Genomic DNA, 18824 nt, shown 5'->3' with positions numbered 1-18824 from the left:
GATGCGGCGTTTCTATGATACCGAGCTTGCTAACGGCCTGATGCTTGGGACGGCACAATATCCTTCACCTGCGATTCTTGAGGCGGCATTCCGATCATCACAGGCGGCGGTAGCCACCGTATCACTGCGCCGTGAGGGTAGTGGTGGTGCCGGACAGCCATTCTGGGACATAATCCGCGGGCTAGATATACCGATACTGCCCAATACCGCCGGATGCCATAATGTCAAGGAAGCGGTAACAACCGCGCATATGGCACGCGAGGTTTTCGCGACTGACTGGATCAAGCTGGAAGTGATTGGCGATACTGACAGTTTGCAACCTGATGTGTTTGGTCTGGTTGAAGCCGCCCGCATTCTATGTGATGACGGTTTTAAGGTCTTTCCCTATTGCACTGAAGATCTGGTTGTAGCCGAAAAGCTGCTTGGTGCGGGATGTGAGGTTCTGATGCCATGGGGGGCGCCCATCGGATCGGGCATGGGGTTGAACAACGAATATGGATTGCGGGCGTTACGGGCACGCTTTCCGGATGTGCCGATGGTAATTGATGCCGGTATTGGCCTGCCAAGCCATGCCGCCCGCGCGATGGAACTGGGGTTTGATGCGGTACTGCTCAATACCGCTGTTGCCAAGGCTGGCGACCCTGAACAAATGGCCATAGCGATGGCCGAAGCCATTCAAGCTGGCCAGCGTGCCGCCAGTGCCGAACCGATGGAACCGCGCGATATGGCAAGTCCATCAACCCCCGTTATCGGACAGGCCTTTTTATCATGACCCTTGACCGCTTTTATCCAATTTTTGACAGTTGCGACTGGCTCCGGCGGATGTTGCCGCTTGGTGTTAAATTAGTCCAGTTACGGATCAAGGATGCACCACTGGATATAGTGCGCCGTGAGATTGTCGAAGCAAAGGCGTTATGTGATGCGCATGGTGCCGTGCTGGTAGTCAATGATTACTGGCATATCGCCATCGATGCTGGATGCGACTGGGTACATCTAGGCCAAGAAGATATGGATAATGCAGACCTGAATGCCATTCGCCGCGCGGGCATCAGGCTTGGTTTTAGTACGCATGATGATGACGAGCTGGAACGGGCACTTGGTTTTGCGCCTGATTATCTGGCACTTGGGCCAGTCTATCCAACCATTCTGAAAAAAATGAAATGGCATCAGCAAGGGCTACCAAGGGTAACCGAATGGAAAGCGCGTATTGGCGCTATTCCACTGGTCGGGATTGGCGGGATGCGCGTTGATCGCGCGGCCGGGGTGTTTGAATCGGGAGCCGATATTATTTCGGTTGTTACCGACATAACATTGCATGACGACCCCGAAGCGCGTGTGAAAAGCTGGCTTGAGGTGACGCGATGATGCCGCTATCTGACCGCTATGACCGCCAGATGATCCTGCCCGAAATTGGTGCCGACGGGCAGGCAAAGCTGGCCACCGTCAAGATGCTGGTGGTTGGTGCTGGCGGGCTTGGCGCCCCTGTATTGTCATATCTAGCAGGCGCCGGTATCGGCCATATCACGATCATTGACCATGATCTTGTATCGGCCAGCAATCTGCATCGCCAGACCCTGTTCACGCAAAGCCAGATTGGCCAGTCAAAAGCGGAGCTTGCAGCAAAATTTTGTAGCCATCTGAATCATGAGATAGATGTCACCGCGATTAACCAGAAGCTGACCCCGCTGAATGCGGATGGTCTGGTGGCAATGGCGGATATCGTTCTAGATTGTGCTGACAGTTTTGCCGCAAGCTATATCCTGTCGGATATCTGCCGTGATAGCGCGACCCCTTTTATCAGCGCTTCGGCACTTGGCATGGGTGGTTATGTTGGCGGGTTTTGTGGCATGGCGCCGTCATTGCGCGCGGTGTTTCCAGATTTACCAGCAGATCTGGCCAGCTGTGCAAGTGCCGGTGTGCTGGGCCCGGTTGTTGGCGTGCTGGGCAGTTTGCAGGCGCAGATGGCCCTAACAATCGCTTTGGGTCTTATACCATCACCGCTTGGCCATTTGATACGGTATGATGCCAGCACTATGCGCACAGCGCATTTCCGGTTTGATGAAGCGCCAGAACCCACCACGATACATAGCTTTATTGATGCAAGCGCGATCAGAGACGATGATTTTGTTGTCGAGCTACGCGGCATGGATGAGGCACCCATACCCGTTACCCCAAACGCACGCCGTTTTGACGTTGCCACCATCGCAACGCAATTTCCCACTGATACGGCATATAGCCGTGTTGTTCTATGCTGTCGGTCAGGCCTGCGGGCATGGCGGGCGGCGCATATAATTCACCCAAAATGGAACGGCGAGATCGCTCTCGTCGCTGCCACTTAACTACGGAGCCTAAGCATGCGACTTTTATTAAAACCCTTTATCATTCTGGCCTTTCTGGTAGCCAGCCCCGCTGGTGCCGCCGACAAGATGACCGTATTGCTGGACTGGTTTGTCAATCCGGATCATGGCCCGCTTATCATCGCACAGGAAAATGGCTATTTTGCCGATGCCGGTCTTGAGGTCGAAATCGTTGCCCCGGCTGATCCGTCTGCCCCGCCAAAACTTGTCGCCGCTGGTCATGCTGATCTTGCTGTTAGTTATCAACCGCAACTGCATCTGCAAGTGCATGAAGGCCTGCCATTAAAACGCGTAGGCACATTGGTTGCCACACCGCTGAACTGTCTTCTGGTTCTAGAGGATGGCCCGATCAAGACACCTGCTGATTTGAAAGATCGCAAGATCGGCTTTTCGGTCGCTGGTGTTGAAGAGGCTTTACTGGCGGCGGTGCTGGGACGTTATGATGTGACGCTTGATGATATTGAACTTATCAATGTGAATTTTTCACTATCACCTGCTTTGATGTCAGGTCAGGTTGATGCGGTTATCGGCGCGTTTCGTAATTTCGAACTCAACCAGATGGATATCGAGAATGTAAAGGGACGCTGTTTCTATATTGAGGAAGAAGGTGTGCCTCCCTATGACGAGTTGATCTATGTCGCCAATCCCGCAAAAATGGACAAGGACAAAATGGTTCGCTTTTTGAAAGCCACCGAACTAGCAACGCAATTCATTATCAACAACCCACAGAAAAGCTGGGAAATTTTTTCAGCCACATCACCCGAATTACAGGATGAGCTGAATAATCGTGCCTGGTTTGATACATTGCCGCGCTTTGCCCTGCGCCCTGCCGCACTTGATGCAGGACGTTACTCTCAATTTGAGTCTTTTCTTTTTGACGCGGGGCTGATTAAATCAACTAATAATGTGTCTGATATTGCGATTGATGTTACTGAAGGGAATTAATGATACTAGGGCGTGGATCAAAAAATGGAAATGACGCCCCATATTATGGGCGTCATTTCGACCAATGGCGCATCACCTGTGCCACACAATGGCACGCCTTTATACAGCATAAATTCTTCTTATCTCTGGCCGACGGTAGTCTGCCACCTAAGAATTTTGTGTATTTTCTACGACAAGATTATATATTTCTGCTTCAGTTCGCCCGTGCATGGGGGCAGATAACGAGTAAGGGCAGTGATATTTCAGAAATACGCATGGCAACTGCCATGATGCATCAGCTGATCAATTCAAAACTGCAAATGCATATCGAACTATGTAATGACGAGGGCATTGATACCCAGAAATTATTTGAAACAACCGAAAACCCAGCAACCACGGCCTATTTGAAGCATTTTGAGAATGTCGGGGCGTCAGGTGACTTCATAGATTTGATGGCTGTATTATCACCATCTTTTCTGGGCTATGCAGAGATTGGTAGCTTTCTAGCATCATTAAAAACGGCACCTAAGTACCAACGATGGATCACGACTTACACCGATAAAAATCATCAGGTGTCATGTCATCATATCGGAAGGGTGATTGATGACGCGATTGTTCAAAGGTTAGGTGCCGACGCCATGACAACAGAACGATGGCAAACGCTTTGTGACCGTTTCCGTATCACCACAAAATTGGAAGTTAATTTCCTAGATATGAGCCTTTCGGGGTAAATGCCTCTTTCAAGTTAGCTTTATCTTGTCATAATATCACATCACTATTTGACAGGATGATTATGAACGAAACTTCGCATGGCACTGTAATCAGCACTCCGTGTTACGGGCATTATTTCGACCAGTGGCGCGCCGCATGTACGGTGCCATGGCAGGCCTATACACAGCATGATTTTGTGACTGGACTTGCTGATGGCCGATTGCCTCGTGCGGCATTTTTACATTATCTGCGGCAGGATTATATCTTTCTGACGCATTTCTCACGCGCCTGGGCATTGGCCATTGTCAAGTCAGACAACCTGGAGGAGATGAAAGCGGCGTCAGCCACCGTTCATGCCCTTATACATGATGAAATGCAGCTTCATGTGCGCATCTGTGCCGCCGAAGGGATCAGCGAACAGGAATTATCCACCACACGCGAAGCCCCCCAGAACATCGCCTATACGCGTTATGTTCTGGAAGCAGGCTATTCCGGTGATTTTCTGGATTTGCTGGCGGCTTTGGCACCTTGTGTTATGGGCTATGGTGAAATTGGCGCACGGCTTGCCGCGTCGAAGCCTGCAGCTGACTATGGTGACTGGATCAACACCTACGCCAGTGACGAATATCAAGCATTATGCCGTGATGTTGGTTTGTTGATCGATAATGCCATCACCACACAGCTAGGCACCACTGCCGAGGCCACGCCACGCTGGCACGCGCTTTGTGACCGGTTTCGTACCGCTACCGAACTGGAAGTTGCTTTCTGGCAGATGGGCCTGAAGGGATGACCTTAGCCGCGCCATCAGTACATCTGTCTGGTGCTGCCATGCTGGAGGGACGCCCCCTGTTTGGCCAGCTTGACCTGACTATGGCCGCGCAAAGCTGGACCTGTCTGCTGGGTTCTTCGGGTGTTGGCAAAACCACCATCCTGCGGTTGATCGCCGGACTTGATACGGCGGCCATTTTTGACGGGCAGATCACCGCCAGCGATAACACGCCGCTACGTGGGCGGATCGCCTATATGGCGCAAACTGATTTGTTGTTGCCATGGGCCAGCGTTTTGGACAATGTCTGCCTTGGCGCGCATTTACGCGGACAGACCGCCGACAAGGACAAAGCCGAAGCGATCATTGCCCGCGTCGGATTGACAGCGCACAAACAAAAAAAACCCGCCACATTGTCTGGCGGGCAACGGCAACGCGCGGCTTTGGCGCGAACATTGATGGAAGACCGGCCTATCGTCCTGCTGGATGAGCCGTTTTCAGCGCTTGATTCGCGTACACGATCAGAAATGCAGGAACTGGCCGCCGAAATGCTTGATGGCAGGACAATTTTACTTGTCACACATGATCCCGGCGAAGCCGCACGGCTGGGGCATGTCATCTATATCATGTCGTCACAGGGGCTTGAAACCGCTGACAGCCTGTCGCCGCCATTGCCGCGATCCTTTGCCGATAAAGACGTGCTGGCTTTGCAAAGCACCTTGTTGACGCAATTACGGAGTGCCGGCTGATGCGCAGTGTGATCTATACAGCGGCCGCGCTGGCGGCGGTGATTATCGTCTGGCAAATGATTGTCAGCCTGACCGGTTTGCCCGGCTATATTCTGCCAGCCCCGATGCGTGTTCTGGATACATTATGGGGTAGCCGTGCGCTGATTGCCGAACATGCCGTGGTCACTTTGATTGAGGTGCTTGTCGGTCTGGTCATTGGCGCTGGCCTTGGCGTGATCACGGCGATCCAACTGGCCATGTCGGCATCGGCGCGGTTGTTCCTGCGGCCAATACTCGTTTTCAGCCAGGCATTACCAGTCTTTGCGCTGGCGCCGATCCTGACGCTATGGCTTGGCTATGGGCTGGGGTCGAAGATCGCAATGGCCGTGCTGATTATTTTTTTTCCTGTCACTTCGGCCTTTTTCGACGGGCTGATGAAGACGCCGCGCGGCTATCTGGATCTGGCACAGACAATGGGCGCCAATACCCGGCATATCATGCTGAAAATCCGGATTCCGGCTGCGCTACCATCATTGGCATCGGGATTGAAGCTGGCCGCGGTCTATGCCCCGATTGGCGCAACCATAGGCGAGTGGGTCGGGTCGTCACAGGGGCTGGGCTATCTGATGCTACTGGCCAATGGGCGGGTGAAAACCGATCTGATGTTTGCCGCGATGCTGACATTAGGGGTTATGTCGGTGACGCTCTATGCGCTCATCAGCGTGGTGCTTGACCGTCTGATTAACTACGAGCACCCAAGCTAGACCGATCAGCGGTTATACATATCCTCATAACGGATGATATCATCTTCGCCAAGATAACTGCCGGTCTGCACCTCGATCACCGTGAGCGGGGCTTCGGTATCATTAGCTAGGCGATGTTTCTGACCAACATGGATATAGACCGACTCATTGCTGGCGACACTTTTAATATCATCTTCGATCTGTATGGTCGCGGTACCATCAACCACCACCCAATGTTCTGAACGATGTTCATGGCTTTGCAGGGACAAGGTTGCACCAGGATAGACATGCAGGCGCTTGACCTGATAGCCCGGCATGTTGGCAAGACTTTCAAACCAGCCCCACGGGCGATAATCCTTAATATGCTGAGTCGCTTGCGACACGCCTTTATCTTCCAGATGCGTCACGATCTTGCGAACATCCTGGCTTTTATCGGCATGCGCGATCATCACCGCATCATCGGTAGCCACCGCGATGATATTATCCAGACCCAAACCGACCAGATGCACGCCCTCAGCATCTGACCATAAAACGCTGTTATTGCAGTCAAGAGCCGAGCTTTCACCAACCACCAGATTACCATCGGCATCGGCATCAAACTCACCCACAACTGCACGCCAGTCACCCAGATCCGACCAGCGCCCCTGAAAAGCAACACAGGCGATATGCTCGGCCTTTTCCATAATCGCATAATCAATCGAATCCGGGGTGATGGCGTCCCACGCCTCGGCATCCAGATGCCAGAAATTATGATCCTCGATGGCGGCATCAAGCGACGTATGAACGGATGCCAGCATTTTGGGCTGGAATTTTGCAGCAAGTGCCAGCATCACATCAGCACGGAACAGAAAAATACCGGCGTTCCAGAGGTAATTACCCGCCGCCAGCATCGCCTCGGCCTTAGCCAGATCAGGCTTTTCATGAAAGGCTGCAACAGGACGACAGGGGTTTTCCCCGACCATATCGGTTTCAATATAGCCATATCCGGTTTCAGGCCGATCAGGGGTCACACCAAAGGTGACAATCGCCCCGTCTTGCGCAGCGATAGTACCCGTTGCCACCATCTGTGAAAACGCGTCATTATCTGGAATATGATGATCTGATGGCATCACCAGCACCAAAGCATCAGCCTGATCCCTGCTAGCATGAAGCGCTGCGGCAAAAACCGCGGGGGCCGTATTCTTGCCGTTTGGCTCAAGTATAATTGACCCGTCAATGCCCAGTTCACGAAGCTGTTTCTGCGCAAGAAATCTGTGATCTTCTGAGGTGATGATAATCGGCTTGGCAAAAACATCACGATCTGTGCGACTGACCGCCTGATGGAACAGGCTTTGATCCCCAATGATCGAGGCAAATTGCTTTGGCAGACTCTTGCGTGATAGCGGCCATAACCGCGAGCCAACACCACCACAGAGGATTACGGGGAAAATCATTGACATAATTTTATTCAATTCTCTCATTAATAGTTAAAATATAAAGGTAAAATTTAAACATTAAATACAACTCAGCATCCTACTCGACAATCAATAAAACTGAATTTTTACTTTTACGCTTATTGATTCAGATACATTCTAGGCTGATTATTAGAACTTTTATACTATTACAGAAAATAGTTAATTTGATTTGGGTTGATACCCTGACACTAATGCAACCAATATAGCATGAAGCAAATCGAGATCACTGTTAACAACCGACGTTTCAAGTTGTTCAAGATGACCCCGTAATGTACCCCAACTCAAAAACACTTCATTGGCAACCTTAACTTTTGGATGTGATGTACTCATTACTGAGTCACCAATAAGTAATTCCTCATAAAGTTTTTCACCTGATCTCAAACCTATAAAATTTATTTCTATATCACCATCTGCGATTGAGTCAGAAATCAGACTCAACCCTGACAATTCTATCATTCGCTTCGCCAGATCATAAATTTTTATCGGTGAGCCCATATCCAATAAATATAGAGGTGCACTTTTTTTTGATGATATGGTTTGAGTCATCGCACCAGCCTGAATAACCAGTTGTGCCGCTTCGGATATCGTCATGAAGTAGCGGGTTACATCCTTATGCGTCACTGTTACTGGACCACCTGCTTTTATCTGTTCGCGGAATAGCGGTACAACAGACCCAGAAGAATCGAGAACATTTCCAAAACGAACCATGGCAAATGTTGTCGTGACTTGTTCTTCTGCAAGCGCCTGTAAAATCATTTCGGCGATACGTTTGCTCGCGCCCATTACATTAGTTGGGCGGACTGCCTTGTCAGTGCTAATCAGGACAAATTTTTTGACACCAGCGTCAATAGCAGCTTCGGCACAAAGTAAAGTACCAAATACGTTATTCTGAATGCCCACAAGTGGGTTACTCTCTACAAGCGGCACATGCTTATAAGCCGCGGCATGATATATTGTCTGCGGTTGATATTCTTTGAATGTTGTTTCCAATAGTCCTTTGTCAGTGACAGATCCAAGAATTGGCACTAGCGCACAGCTAGCATCGGAAATATTCTCTTGAAGTGCTGTTTCAAGACTTCCCAAAATAGAATAAAGCGCAAATTCACTTTGTTCAAAAAGCAAAAGCTTTGATGGTTTTTGCTTGATTATTTGTTTACACAATTCTCCACCAATCGAACCACCAGCGCCTGTTATCAAGACCACTTTATCTGTAATATCAGCACTCATTAATTCGGGGTCTGGCGTGACAATATCACGGCCTAGAATGTCATCAATAGACAGTTCCCGGATGTCATTTACTGTTACGCGCCCTTGAGCCAGATCCGAGTAACTTGGAAGCGTCCGCACCGCAAGATTAGCTCCACGAAGTTTAGATAAAATCTTATTACGCCTTTGCCGGCCAACACTCGGCATTGCAAGCATAACCTCGCTTATATTCTTTTTTTTGCTGATGTTACTGATAGTGTTGGGGTCATATACATTCAGGCCGCGTATTTTACGTCCATGTAAACTTTTGTCATCATCCAGAAAGCCTACGATCTTAATCTCAACATTATGCGCAAGAGCCGCTGCCAACTCGCGTCCGGCTACCCCCGCACCATAAATCAGAGAACGCTTAACTTTATTTTGCTTTAATTGTTCATCATACAATCCACCAAGCCATAAACGCGCGCTCACGCGCGAACCGGCTATCAGAATAAACAATATTAATGGCTGAATTATCCCAACAGTTCTAGGGACACCGCTGATACCTATTGCAGTGAAGATTGTTATATATACCAAGCTATAAAAAGCGCAGGCTTGCCCAACAGCAATCAACGCAGATCCACCTGAATAACGGAAAACTGTTCGATATAGCCCCATAGCCATGAAAATTGGAATAGACAAACATACGGCACCGATAACAGCGCTAGGAGGAAAATGTTCGGCACTTTGGGTGAATAACGACAGAAATTCTCCCACGCGCAAATAGAAAGCTATCCATACTGACATGACAGCCAAAAGCGCATCAACAAGCATGACGACAAGCCGCTTGGTAAAGCGTGGCAAAGCCAGAATATGAAGTCGAAGGTTATTTTCCATGGATATTAAAGTTATAATACTGTTTGTGAAATTTATCGTGACAAAAGATCAATGCGAAATATCTTTTCGGCTAACCACTGCGTAGATGGTGATTAGCATAATTTTTATATCAAACCAAAGTGATTGCCGTGCCATATATTCGGCATCTAACTGAATCTTGATATCTGACGCGATGTCATCGCGGCCATTCACTTGTGCCCAGCCCGTAATGCCAGGTCGTAAATTATCAATGCCGCGCTTCTGTCGTTGAGTAATTAGATCAGTCTGATTAAATAATGCAGGTCGCGGCCCAACAAGGCTCATATGCCCAAGCAAGACGGAGATAATCTGCGGCAGCTCATCAAGACTTGTTTTGCGCAGAAAACCGCCAATCGGCGTTAAATAGGTCGTTGGATCACCTAATTTATCAGTTGCGAGTTCAGGTGTGTCAGTGCGCATGGTACGAAATTTTGGCATGGTAAATAGCTTGCCATTCTGACCAACACGCTTGGATACGTAAAATATTGGGCCCGGTGAGGTTGCTTTTATCAATATCGCAATGATCAGGCAGGGGATAATGAATATTGCCGCAGCGATTAATGACAAAAGAATATCAAGGCTACGCTTCACCATTATAAAACTTCGTCCCATACCGAAAAGGTTTCAGCCGCGATGATGTTTTGTGAAAATTCAGCTTCGACAATTTTACGTCCTGCTTTGCCCATCTCAGCACATAATTTTGAGTCTTGAATCAACTTGATTAACGCCAATTCTAATGCCGTTTCATCGCCAAATGGTACCAAAAATCCATTTATGCCATCACGGACAATTTCGCGGCATCCTGGCACATCAAAAGCCACAACTGGCCTGGCACAACTGGCACCTTCCAGCAATACCTTGGGTAGACCTTCGCGATAGGATGGCAAACACACGATTGATGATTGCGGATAGATATCGGGCATATCATCACGTCGTCCCCAGCGTTCGACAGCCTCACTGTCAACCCATTCTTGCACCTGATATTCTGGAATCGAAGCGGCGTTGTTAGGGTCAGGGTCGCCAACTAGAACAAAACGGACATCAATCCCTTTGGCCTTTATCCGCATTGCCACTCTTACAAATTCAGCGATGCCCTTATCCCATAATAGACGTGCCGGCAGGATTACCATTGGTGTGCCTTTGGGCAGAGGACTAGGTTTGAAATCGTCAATCTCAACGCCTGATCCCTTAATACGCCTTACTGTCTCAATCCTGGCAACACCTAGCTTCCTGAGTAGAGCAATATCATCGTCATTTTGCAGAATAAACCGCGTTCTGGTGCCGTTAATTGCCCAACGAAGCAAACGGGATATAAGTGGGCGAAGTAATCCTGCTTTTGTGGATTGTGAACTGAAAATAAAACCGATGCCCCCCATCGCACTAACCCGTGGGCAGTGATAGGCAAGCTTACCCGCTATGCCGGCATATAGGATTGGTTTCTGTGCCACCGCATGAATAAGATTAGGTTGCCAGCTCCGAAACAGTTTAGCCGCCTGCCAGACAGTGCCTAATGCGACAAAAGGATTCAGTGAACCGCGGTTAAGATCCCAGTGAAATAATTTGATGCCTCTGGCTTCAAGCATGTCACCATAAATGGTAACGCGGGTTAACAATCCCACTTCATAGCCCGCTTTAATTGCCGCATCAGCCAGATGCAGGCGGTGTGAGATAAATGCCCAGTCTTCGGATATAACGAACAACACACGCTTTTTGGACATTATCCACATCCACCTTGTTCGTCACGCCATGCTTCGAACATCAGAATATCCCAGATATAATAATGCCAGCTTCTGGCACCTGACAGATGTTCGTCCCATTTTTTGCGAATGGGGGCAGGGTCAAAAAATCCGGCCTGTGCCAAACGTTTTTCATCAAGCAGATGTTCGGCCCAGTCACGCAAAGGTCCTCGCAACCACGCATCGAGAGGCACGCCAAACCCCATCTTTGGCCGCTCAATAAGATGTTTTGGTACCCGGCGATATAAAAGCTCTCGCAAGCACCATTTACCGGTGCCATTACGGATTTTCATATTCATAGGTAACTGCCATGCGGCCTCAACCACATTGTGATCCAGAAATGGAACGCGCGTTTCCAGCGACACACCCATAGCGGCTCGATCAACTTTTACAAGAATATCGTCTGGCAAATAACTCAGCATATCAAGATACATCATCCGCGCCTCGAACGGCATATCATCCATCACATCATGTGATGAGGTCAGGGTAGTTTGAGGTTCAGTCCCGCCAAGCACAATCGCAGCCGGATCAGGCCAGTGCGAAACCAGATATTTATAAATATCTTCGGGTGCTTTGGCCGAAAACATGCCTGCGGCCTTATGCAGTTTATCCCCCGGATTTTTCTGTTGATATTTTTGTGGCACCATATTCATTAGCGGCACCATGATAGCATTCCATGCTTTGGGAGACAGCATACCGATACCGGTTCCCATTGCCGAACGCAAAGGATGAGGTACTTTGTTCATCTTATTCCAGATAGAACGCCCCCATGTATAGCGATTGTAACCCCCAAATAATTCGTCGCCAGCATCGCCTGAAAGTGACACGGTAACATGCTGGCGGGCAATTTGTGACACTAGGAAAGTTGGTATCTGTGATGAGTCAGAGAATGGCTCATCATAAAGCATTGGTAGCTTGGGTATTACGTCCAAAGTTTCCTGTGCCGTAACGTAAAGCTCATGATGGTCTGTGCCTATATGATTGGCCACATCCCTAGCAAATGGCGCTTCATCAAACTGCGCATCCTCAAACCCTATTGAAAAAGATTTTACTTTTCGTTCGCTTTGTTCGGCCATCAACGCGACGATTAGTGATGAGTCAACACCACCTGACAGAAACGCCCCCAAAGGGACATCTGCTTGCATTTGCAACCTGACCGCACGGGAAAGTACTTTATCCAGATGATCAAGCGCCTCAGCTTCAGAACCATCAAAAGCATTAGCCTTGCCATTAGAGACCTTATCATCAAGTGTCCAAAAAGGAACGGGAGCAGCATCAATTGTATGCGCGTCCAGCCGGACATATGATCCAGGCGGCAATTTACCTATGCCATCGTAAATCGAATATGGAGCTGGAATATAATTATGCCGTAGATAAAGGCATAAAGCATCACGGTTAATAGCAGAGGTAAATTCGTGATGGACGCGAAGCGCCTTTAGCTCTGATCCAAATAGCCAGATGTTGTTATGACGACCAAAATAAAGTGGCTTTTCGCCAATGCGATCACGCGCTAGGTATAATGCTTTTTCCTGCTTATCCCAGAGGGCAAGCGCAAACATACCAACGAATTGCTGCAAGGCTGCTTCCAGCCCATAGGCCTCGATACAGGCAAGCGCCGTTTCGGTGTCTGAGTGCCCACGCCAGTCGTATCCTTTACCTGACGCCTCTAATGCGTTTCGTAATTCTGTATGATTGTAAATTTCCCCATTATACGCAAGCACGTAGCGACCGGATGCTGACAACATTGGTTGATGCCCAGCGGCAGACAGATCAACAATCGAAAGGCGTCTATGCGCGAGCGCTATTCCAGCGGCATCATCAACCCAAACGCCGGCATCATCGGGCCCACGATGGATAATTGCTTTTGCCATATCTTTGGCAAGCTGCGTCCCAGCAGTGGCATCAAAACCCTTCTGGTCAAAAAATCCGGCAATACCACACATCAGGCTGATATAACTTTAGTTAGATTCATGTTTAAGTTGAGGATGGGATTTAAAACCAAAATGCTAGCCTACTCGGCATTATTAACGGTTTTAAAGCCTCTGTTTTCTAGCAAGGCATTTCCTTTTGCTGCAACCAGATCTTCTGTCGCCATTTCCTGCACTAATTCATTAAAGCTTGTTTTTGGAATCCAGCCTAATTTTTCACGTGCCTTGGTTGCATCACCCTTTAGGGTTTCGACTTCAGTAGGACGGTAATATTGAGGGTCAATAGCGACGATAGGTTTGTTCTCTGAACTGGCATGATCACTATTTTTCAAATATGCAACTTCATCAACACCATTGCCTTGCCATTCAATATCCATATCAAGTTCTGTAGCTGCTATATTTACAAAATCGCGAACACTATGTTGGACCCCCGTAGCAATCACGAAATCTTCTGCTGTATCTTGTTGGAGCATTAACCACTGCATTTCAACATAATCGCGCGCATGTCCCCAATCGCGCATGGCATTCAGATTCCCGAGATAGAGACAATCCTGCAAACCAAGCTTTATACGCGCTAGCGCACGGGTGATTTTACGTGTTACGAATGTTTCACCGCGAATAGGACTTTCGTGATTGAACAAAATGCCGTTACAAGCATACATTCCATAGGCCTCACGATAATTAACAGTGATCCAATAGGCATAGAGTTTTGCCACTGCATAAGGGCTTCTTGGATAAAATGGTGTGGTTTCACTTTGCGGGGTTTCCTGCACTAACCCATACAGCTCAGACGTTGATGCTTGGTAAAACCTGGTTTTCTTTTCCATGCCCAGCATTCGTATAGCTTCGAGTATACGTAATGTGCCAAGCGCATCTGAATTAGCGGTATATTCAGGCATTTCAAAACTGACCGCAACGTGACTTTGCGCTGCCAGATTATAAATTTCGTCAGGTTGTGTTTTCTGGATAATACTCGTCAGGCTTGAGCTATCAGTCATATCGCCATGATGCAGAAAAAAATTCACATCATTTTCATGCTGATCTTTATAGAGGTGATCAATCCTATCCGTATTAAACAAGCTTGATCTGCGTTTCATACCATGAACGATATAGTTTTTTGATAATAGAAACTCAGCAAGATAAGCACCATCCTGACCAGTAACGCCCGTAATCAATGCTGTTTTTTTTATCACTCTGGTCATTTTAAACCTTTGGCATCATTTGCTGTCAGAACTAGGCAGGTTGTCGTGTTAAGAAATCTTTATACGCGCGTTGTAGGCCATCAACCAAATTTATTTTGGGCGTCCAACCTAACCTCTGGATTAGCGAACTATCGATCAGTTTACGTGGTGGCCCATCGGGCTTGTCTATATCGTAACTGATACGACCTTCGTAACCAACAATCTTAGCAATTGTTTGGGCAAGCTCGGCGATTGAAATGTCATGACCAACACCAACATTGATGTGTGACAGCATTGGCTCGGTGCAGTCATCATAGGCATTTTTATCTGCATTCATGACATGAATGCAGGCTGATGCCATATCATCTACGAACAGAAATTCGCGCTTCTGTTTACCGCTACCCCAAATAAAAATTTCACTATCGCGATTGATTTTGGCCTCGTGAAACCTACCAATCAAAGCGGGAACAACATGGCTACCCATCGGGTCATAATTATCACCTGGCCCATAAAGATTAGTCGGCATGACACTGCGATAGTCAATGCCGTGTGAAGCTCCATATTGCCGATTATAACTTTCGCAAAGTTTGATGCCCGCAATTTTGGCAATGGCGTAAGGCTCGTTCGTTGGCTCTAATGAACCAGATAACAGGACATTTTCCTGCATCGGCTGTGGTGCCAGTTTAGGATAAATACAACTTGAACCTAAAAACAATAACCGTTTAACGCCCACGCGAAATGCGGCGTCTATCACATTCGCTTCTATCATCAGGTTTTGATAAATAAAATCTGCCGGCCATGTATTATTGGCATATATACCGCCCACTTTTGCTGCCGCCAGATAGACTTGATCCGGCAATTCAGCCTCAAAGAATGCACGCACATCAGCCTGATTGGTTAAATCAAGGTCTGCACGATTACGGGTTATGATCCTGTCCTTGCCATGTCCAGTAGCAGTAAGCTGGCGGATTATCGAACTACCAACCATACCATTATGACCAGCAACAAATATTTTGGCATTTTCAGTCATAATCAATCCAGTTTCGCACTTTCGTGAATTTGTAAATAACACGCCCGAAAATCAGAAGCTATTTTGCCAATTTCGTAATGTGACTCAATCCGCATACGTGCATTTCTATCTAATATTGATCTGTTTTTATCCGTGAGCGATAACAGTTCGATGGTGGCTTTGGCCAGCGCATCCATATCACCTGCCGCGACAACCTTGCCTGTGTCAGCGATAATGGTTTTACAATCGCCTACGTCAGTAGCAATGCAAGGGGTGCCACATGCCATCGCTTCGCCAAGCACGTTTGGAAATGCTTCACCGTCCGAACTTGATAATAACACATCAATACCGTTCATAATCGATGCAATATCATTTTGCGCGCCAAGAAGATATGTCTGTTGCCGTAATCCGGCTTTTTCAATCATTGCCATTAATGTCTGATTTTCGGCGTTAATATCAGTGCCAGCCAACACAAAGCGCACATCTGGCATAGCCGTATGAATAGTCCGAGCAGCTTCAAAAAAACCAGCATGATTTTTAACCGGATCAAATCGTGCCACCAGTCCAACTAGGGGTGTTGTTTCATTAATGTTATGCCTAGTCCGAAAGGCTGAGCGTAATGCTTTGTCTGGTGCAAAGCGTTCAAGATCAAAGCCATTGGGTATGACATGAATTTTGTCGGCTTTGTAACCCGTCTCAATATGAGACTGGCGCGCTACAGCTGAATTAGAGAGAATTTTACGGGGGATAAATGGGGATAAAAACGCACAGGCTTTAACAATCAGCAAAGTTGATCTCTTATTGTAATCACGCGCCAGATTGCTTTGGCGAATGCTCCAGATTATGTGGTGAACACCCGCCAACTTGCCCATAATGCCTGCAACTAGATCGGCATGATACATCCAGCTATGTATCAAATCGGGTTTAAAGGATCGGATAAAACGATAAAGACCGAAAATACGCCACCATGAAGAAACTGATCGTCTAATCCCCAGATGCTCAAGCCGATGGCCAAGTTCAATCACTTCGGCTGACCGGGCGCCAGACCCAAGCAAACTGACCACCATAATTTCATCATCGGCAAATGATTTCTGGCCAAGTAATTTAACCAGCATGGATTCGGCGCCGCCAACACCAAGTCCGGTAATAACGAACATCAGTCGCATGCCAAGACCTTGCGGAATTCAGCTTCGTGTTGCCGACTAATTATTGGAGCAGCTAAATAGTTGATGGCTCCATCTGAAATTCGTATCTTTGTGTCAGTTGCGGCGAATTCTCTCAGAGCATTTGCAAGACTTTGAGCAGTTATATCTGAACATACAATGCAGCCATCAATCGTATTTAAAAAACTAACCAGACCACCAGATGCCGGTGTGGCAATGATAGGTGTACCAAGGGATACAGCTTCAAAAACTACATTTGGCATTCCTTCATGACGTGATGATAAAACAAGGGCATCAGCTTGGTTAAAGAAGGGATAAGGATTTTTTTGAAATCCAAGAAACTTCACGTTTTCTTTCAGGCCAAGTGCTATAGCCTTTTGGACTAAAGCGGTACGCAACGCTCCTTCGCCAATAATCCATAATTCAAAATCAACAAGTTTTGCCAGTGCCAATGCATCAAGCAAAAGATCAAATCCTTTTGTATAATAAAGTTGACCGCAAGCAACCAATGTTAGCTTTTGTTGTCTTTCTGAAATATTTAAAGACGCCTGTTCATTTATCCATAAAATATCGACAGGATTTGGAATGATTGTGCATTTGCTAACAGGAAAAGAGCAGGTTCTTGTCAAGTCATCTTTCATATCGACACTTTCACAGATCATAACATCTACATTGCCGTAAAATAGTTTGTACAAATATAGCCAAACTCTAGATGCCCGAAACAACAATATATTTTTAGAAATTGTGCTACTTTCACGAACTACCAATGCGCAATCGCGTGGAAACATAAACCGGAGCATGGCAAGCATTAGATTAAGATGGCTAAGGTTGGAAAAAATCAATGCTGGCCGTTCTTTCCAGACCAGCCGTATAAGTGCAAATAAAGCCGCGCGAACACGCTTCTTGCCAAGCGTTATTAAGCGAACATCATCCGGAACCCGATCAATAAATGCGCCGTTACCATCATCCAGTACGACAAGCGTATAGCTAAAATCACGGCGATCCAGATGCTGTAATAACGTCAAGGCAACACGTTCGGCACCACCAGCGTTCATATTCGGAATCACGAAGAAAATCTTTTGGCGCTGATCAGTCATTTGGGTTGGCTACACGTTTAGGGTCGAAAAAATAAAGCCCAAAACCAATGGGCATAACAGTGATCCAGATTAGACGCGCCCCCCAATGGGAGAGACGCGTGATTTGCATTATAAAACTATCATTCTGGTGAAACGAAAAACGTGCCCCTTGAATGCCAATCTTGCATATAGTCCAAGGGGCGTGGAGAAAATAGTCAATATCAGCGTCCAGCATTTGTGCATTAAAAATGCGTACTGATGAGATATTTGCACTTGACCTTTTTGTAAGCTGGTCGTCAGCCCCCTGATAATAGTCACGAACAATATCGTTCACAAAACGCGTTTTATATTGCCGCCCAATTGCGTTCCAAATCAACCCTTCGGGAACAAAGCGCACATCTTCTGGTTCTGGGAACGGGAAAGCTTTCATCACATCAGTACGGTGAAATCCCCATTTTTCACCACGGATACCATAGCGGTAATAAATATCAGCTGAATTCGAATCAAAAACACTGTCTGGAAATTTATCACCGATGATTTGTCCCTGTTCATCCGCGCATAAACCGGTAACACCTGTAAATTCTGCGCGTTGTTTTTCGGGGATGGCACACCAATGTTCATACAATATTTCCAAAGCATTTGCCGGAAACCCATCATCCGAGTCAGCGATCAGGAATAAATCGCCTTTGGCCAACCCTACACCGTGGTTTATCGCAACATGCTTGCCTTTATTAGGCTGAAATTCATACCGAATTGAACATTGTCCTTCGGTAATCCAACCATCAATGAGCTGCTTGGTATTATCGCTGGACCCGTCGTCAACAATCACCCATTCAAAATCAGTAAATGTTTGGTTGCACAAGCTGTTATAAACACGATGCAAGCTGTGCGCACGATTATAGGTTGGTGTAAAAACGGTAAAAATCATGGTCGTTTAAAAAGAATATG

18 protein-coding genes are annotated in these 18824 nt (G+C 47.4%); 8 read left to right on the top strand and 10 right to left on the bottom strand.

The features are described 5' to 3' along the window. The first annotated feature begins 1 nt into the window (after nucleotide 1). From SAR116_RS10150 to SAR116_RS10115, 8 genes are all read left to right on the top strand, one after another. Nucleotides 2-772, top strand: coding sequence for a thiazole synthase (locus SAR116_RS10150; RefSeq protein ID WP_013046844.1), 771 nt, complete (start codon nucleotides 2-4; stop codon nucleotides 770-772). Then, nucleotides 769-1365: a thiamine phosphate synthase gene (locus SAR116_RS10145; protein ID WP_013046843.1), complete on the top strand. Its 597-nt coding sequence runs from the start codon at nucleotides 769-771 to the stop codon at nucleotides 1363-1365. The genes SAR116_RS10150 and SAR116_RS10145 overlap by 4 nt, the downstream gene beginning before the upstream one ends. Beyond that, a complete protein-coding gene (locus SAR116_RS10140; RefSeq protein ID WP_013046842.1) occupies nucleotides 1362-2339 on the top strand; it encodes a HesA/MoeB/ThiF family protein in 978 nt (325 codons plus the stop codon). Before SAR116_RS10145 ends, SAR116_RS10140 begins: the two co-directional genes overlap by 4 nt. A 15-nt stretch (nucleotides 2340-2354) precedes the next feature. Then, nucleotides 2355-3302, top strand: a complete 948-nt coding sequence (locus SAR116_RS10135; RefSeq protein ID WP_013046841.1) for an ABC transporter substrate-binding protein — start codon at nucleotides 2355-2357, stop codon at nucleotides 3300-3302. After that, a complete protein-coding gene (locus SAR116_RS10130; protein WP_013046840.1) occupies nucleotides 3302-4012 on the top strand; it encodes a TenA family protein in 711 nt (236 codons plus the stop codon). Before SAR116_RS10135 ends, SAR116_RS10130 begins: the two co-directional genes overlap by 1 nt. A 62-nt stretch (nucleotides 4013-4074) precedes the next feature. Further along, complete coding sequence (tenA, locus tag SAR116_RS10125; protein ID WP_013046839.1) at nucleotides 4075-4782, top strand: thiaminase II; 708 nt, start codon at nucleotides 4075-4077, stop codon at nucleotides 4780-4782. Further along, nucleotides 4779-5507: an ABC transporter ATP-binding protein gene (locus SAR116_RS10120; protein ID WP_013046838.1), complete on the top strand. Its 729-nt coding sequence runs from the start codon at nucleotides 4779-4781 to the stop codon at nucleotides 5505-5507. Before tenA ends, SAR116_RS10120 begins: the two co-directional genes overlap by 4 nt. Continuing rightward, nucleotides 5507-6250: an ABC transporter permease gene (locus SAR116_RS10115; protein ID WP_013046837.1), complete on the top strand. Its 744-nt coding sequence runs from the start codon at nucleotides 5507-5509 to the stop codon at nucleotides 6248-6250. The genes SAR116_RS10120 and SAR116_RS10115 overlap by 1 nt, the downstream gene beginning before the upstream one ends. Before the next feature lie 5 nt (nucleotides 6251-6255). On the opposite strand, the gene SAR116_RS10110 is transcribed toward SAR116_RS10115, so the two are convergent. The 10 genes from SAR116_RS10110 to SAR116_RS10065 all read right to left on the bottom strand — a co-directional run bounded on the left by SAR116_RS10110 (nucleotide 6256) and on the right by SAR116_RS10065 (nucleotide 18804). Continuing rightward, complete coding sequence (locus SAR116_RS10110; protein WP_320410277.1) at nucleotides 6256-7668, bottom strand: mannose-1-phosphate guanylyltransferase/mannose-6-phosphate isomerase; 1413 nt, start codon at nucleotides 7666-7668, stop codon at nucleotides 6256-6258. A 174-nt stretch (nucleotides 7669-7842) separates the two neighbouring features. Continuing rightward, nucleotides 7843-9702 carry a polysaccharide biosynthesis protein gene (locus SAR116_RS10105; protein ID WP_190275442.1) on the bottom strand — a complete coding sequence of 620 codons (1860 nt, stop codon included), beginning with the start codon at nucleotides 9700-9702 and terminating at the stop codon, nucleotides 7843-7845. 111 nt (nucleotides 9703-9813) lie between these two features. Next, entirely contained in the window at nucleotides 9814-10377 is a 564-nt protein-coding gene (locus SAR116_RS10100) for a sugar transferase (RefSeq protein WP_013046834.1), read from the bottom strand. Continuing rightward, nucleotides 10377-11501, bottom strand: coding sequence for a glycosyltransferase family 4 protein (locus tag SAR116_RS10095; RefSeq protein ID WP_013046833.1), 1125 nt, complete (start codon nucleotides 11499-11501; stop codon nucleotides 10377-10379). The genes SAR116_RS10100 and SAR116_RS10095 overlap by 1 nt, the downstream gene beginning before the upstream one ends. Then, nucleotides 11501-13462 carry an asparagine synthase (glutamine-hydrolyzing) gene (gene asnB / locus SAR116_RS10090; RefSeq protein WP_013046832.1) on the bottom strand — a complete coding sequence of 654 codons (1962 nt, stop codon included), beginning with the start codon at nucleotides 13460-13462 and terminating at the stop codon, nucleotides 11501-11503. The genes SAR116_RS10095 and asnB overlap by 1 nt, the downstream gene beginning before the upstream one ends. A 68-nt stretch (nucleotides 13463-13530) precedes the next feature. After that, the gene (gmd, locus tag SAR116_RS10085; RefSeq protein WP_013046831.1) at nucleotides 13531-14649 is read right to left on the bottom strand and encodes a GDP-mannose 4,6-dehydratase; all 1119 of its coding nucleotides are present in this window, start codon (nucleotides 14647-14649) and stop codon (nucleotides 13531-13533) included. A 31-nt stretch (nucleotides 14650-14680) separates the two neighbouring features. Next, on the bottom strand, nucleotides 14681-15658 hold the full coding sequence (locus tag SAR116_RS10080) for a GDP-L-fucose synthase family protein (protein ID WP_013046830.1): 978 nt from the start codon (nucleotides 15656-15658) through the stop codon (nucleotides 14681-14683). 2 nt (nucleotides 15659-15660) lie between these two features. Then, nucleotides 15661-16803 (bottom strand): glycosyltransferase, encoded by a 1143-nt coding sequence (locus tag SAR116_RS10075; protein WP_013046829.1) that lies wholly within the window; start codon nucleotides 16801-16803, stop codon nucleotides 15661-15663. Then, nucleotides 16794-17897 carry a glycosyltransferase gene (locus SAR116_RS13345; RefSeq protein WP_049757529.1) on the bottom strand — a complete coding sequence of 368 codons (1104 nt, stop codon included), beginning with the start codon at nucleotides 17895-17897 and terminating at the stop codon, nucleotides 16794-16796. Before SAR116_RS13345 ends, SAR116_RS10075 begins: the two co-directional genes overlap by 10 nt. Beyond that, entirely contained in the window at nucleotides 17890-18804 is a 915-nt protein-coding gene (locus SAR116_RS10065; RefSeq protein ID WP_013046827.1) for a glycosyltransferase family 2 protein, read from the bottom strand. Before SAR116_RS10065 ends, SAR116_RS13345 begins: the two co-directional genes overlap by 8 nt. Nucleotides 18805-18824: the final 20 nt, after the last annotated feature.

The sequence above is a fragment of the Candidatus Puniceispirillum marinum IMCC1322 genome (assembly GCF_000024465.1).
GTDB classification, from domain to species: Bacteria; Pseudomonadota; Alphaproteobacteria; order Puniceispirillales; family Puniceispirillaceae; genus Puniceispirillum; species Puniceispirillum marinum.
Note: the sequence above shows the minus strand (reverse complement) of the source record. Positions and strands in the feature narration are given on the sequence as shown.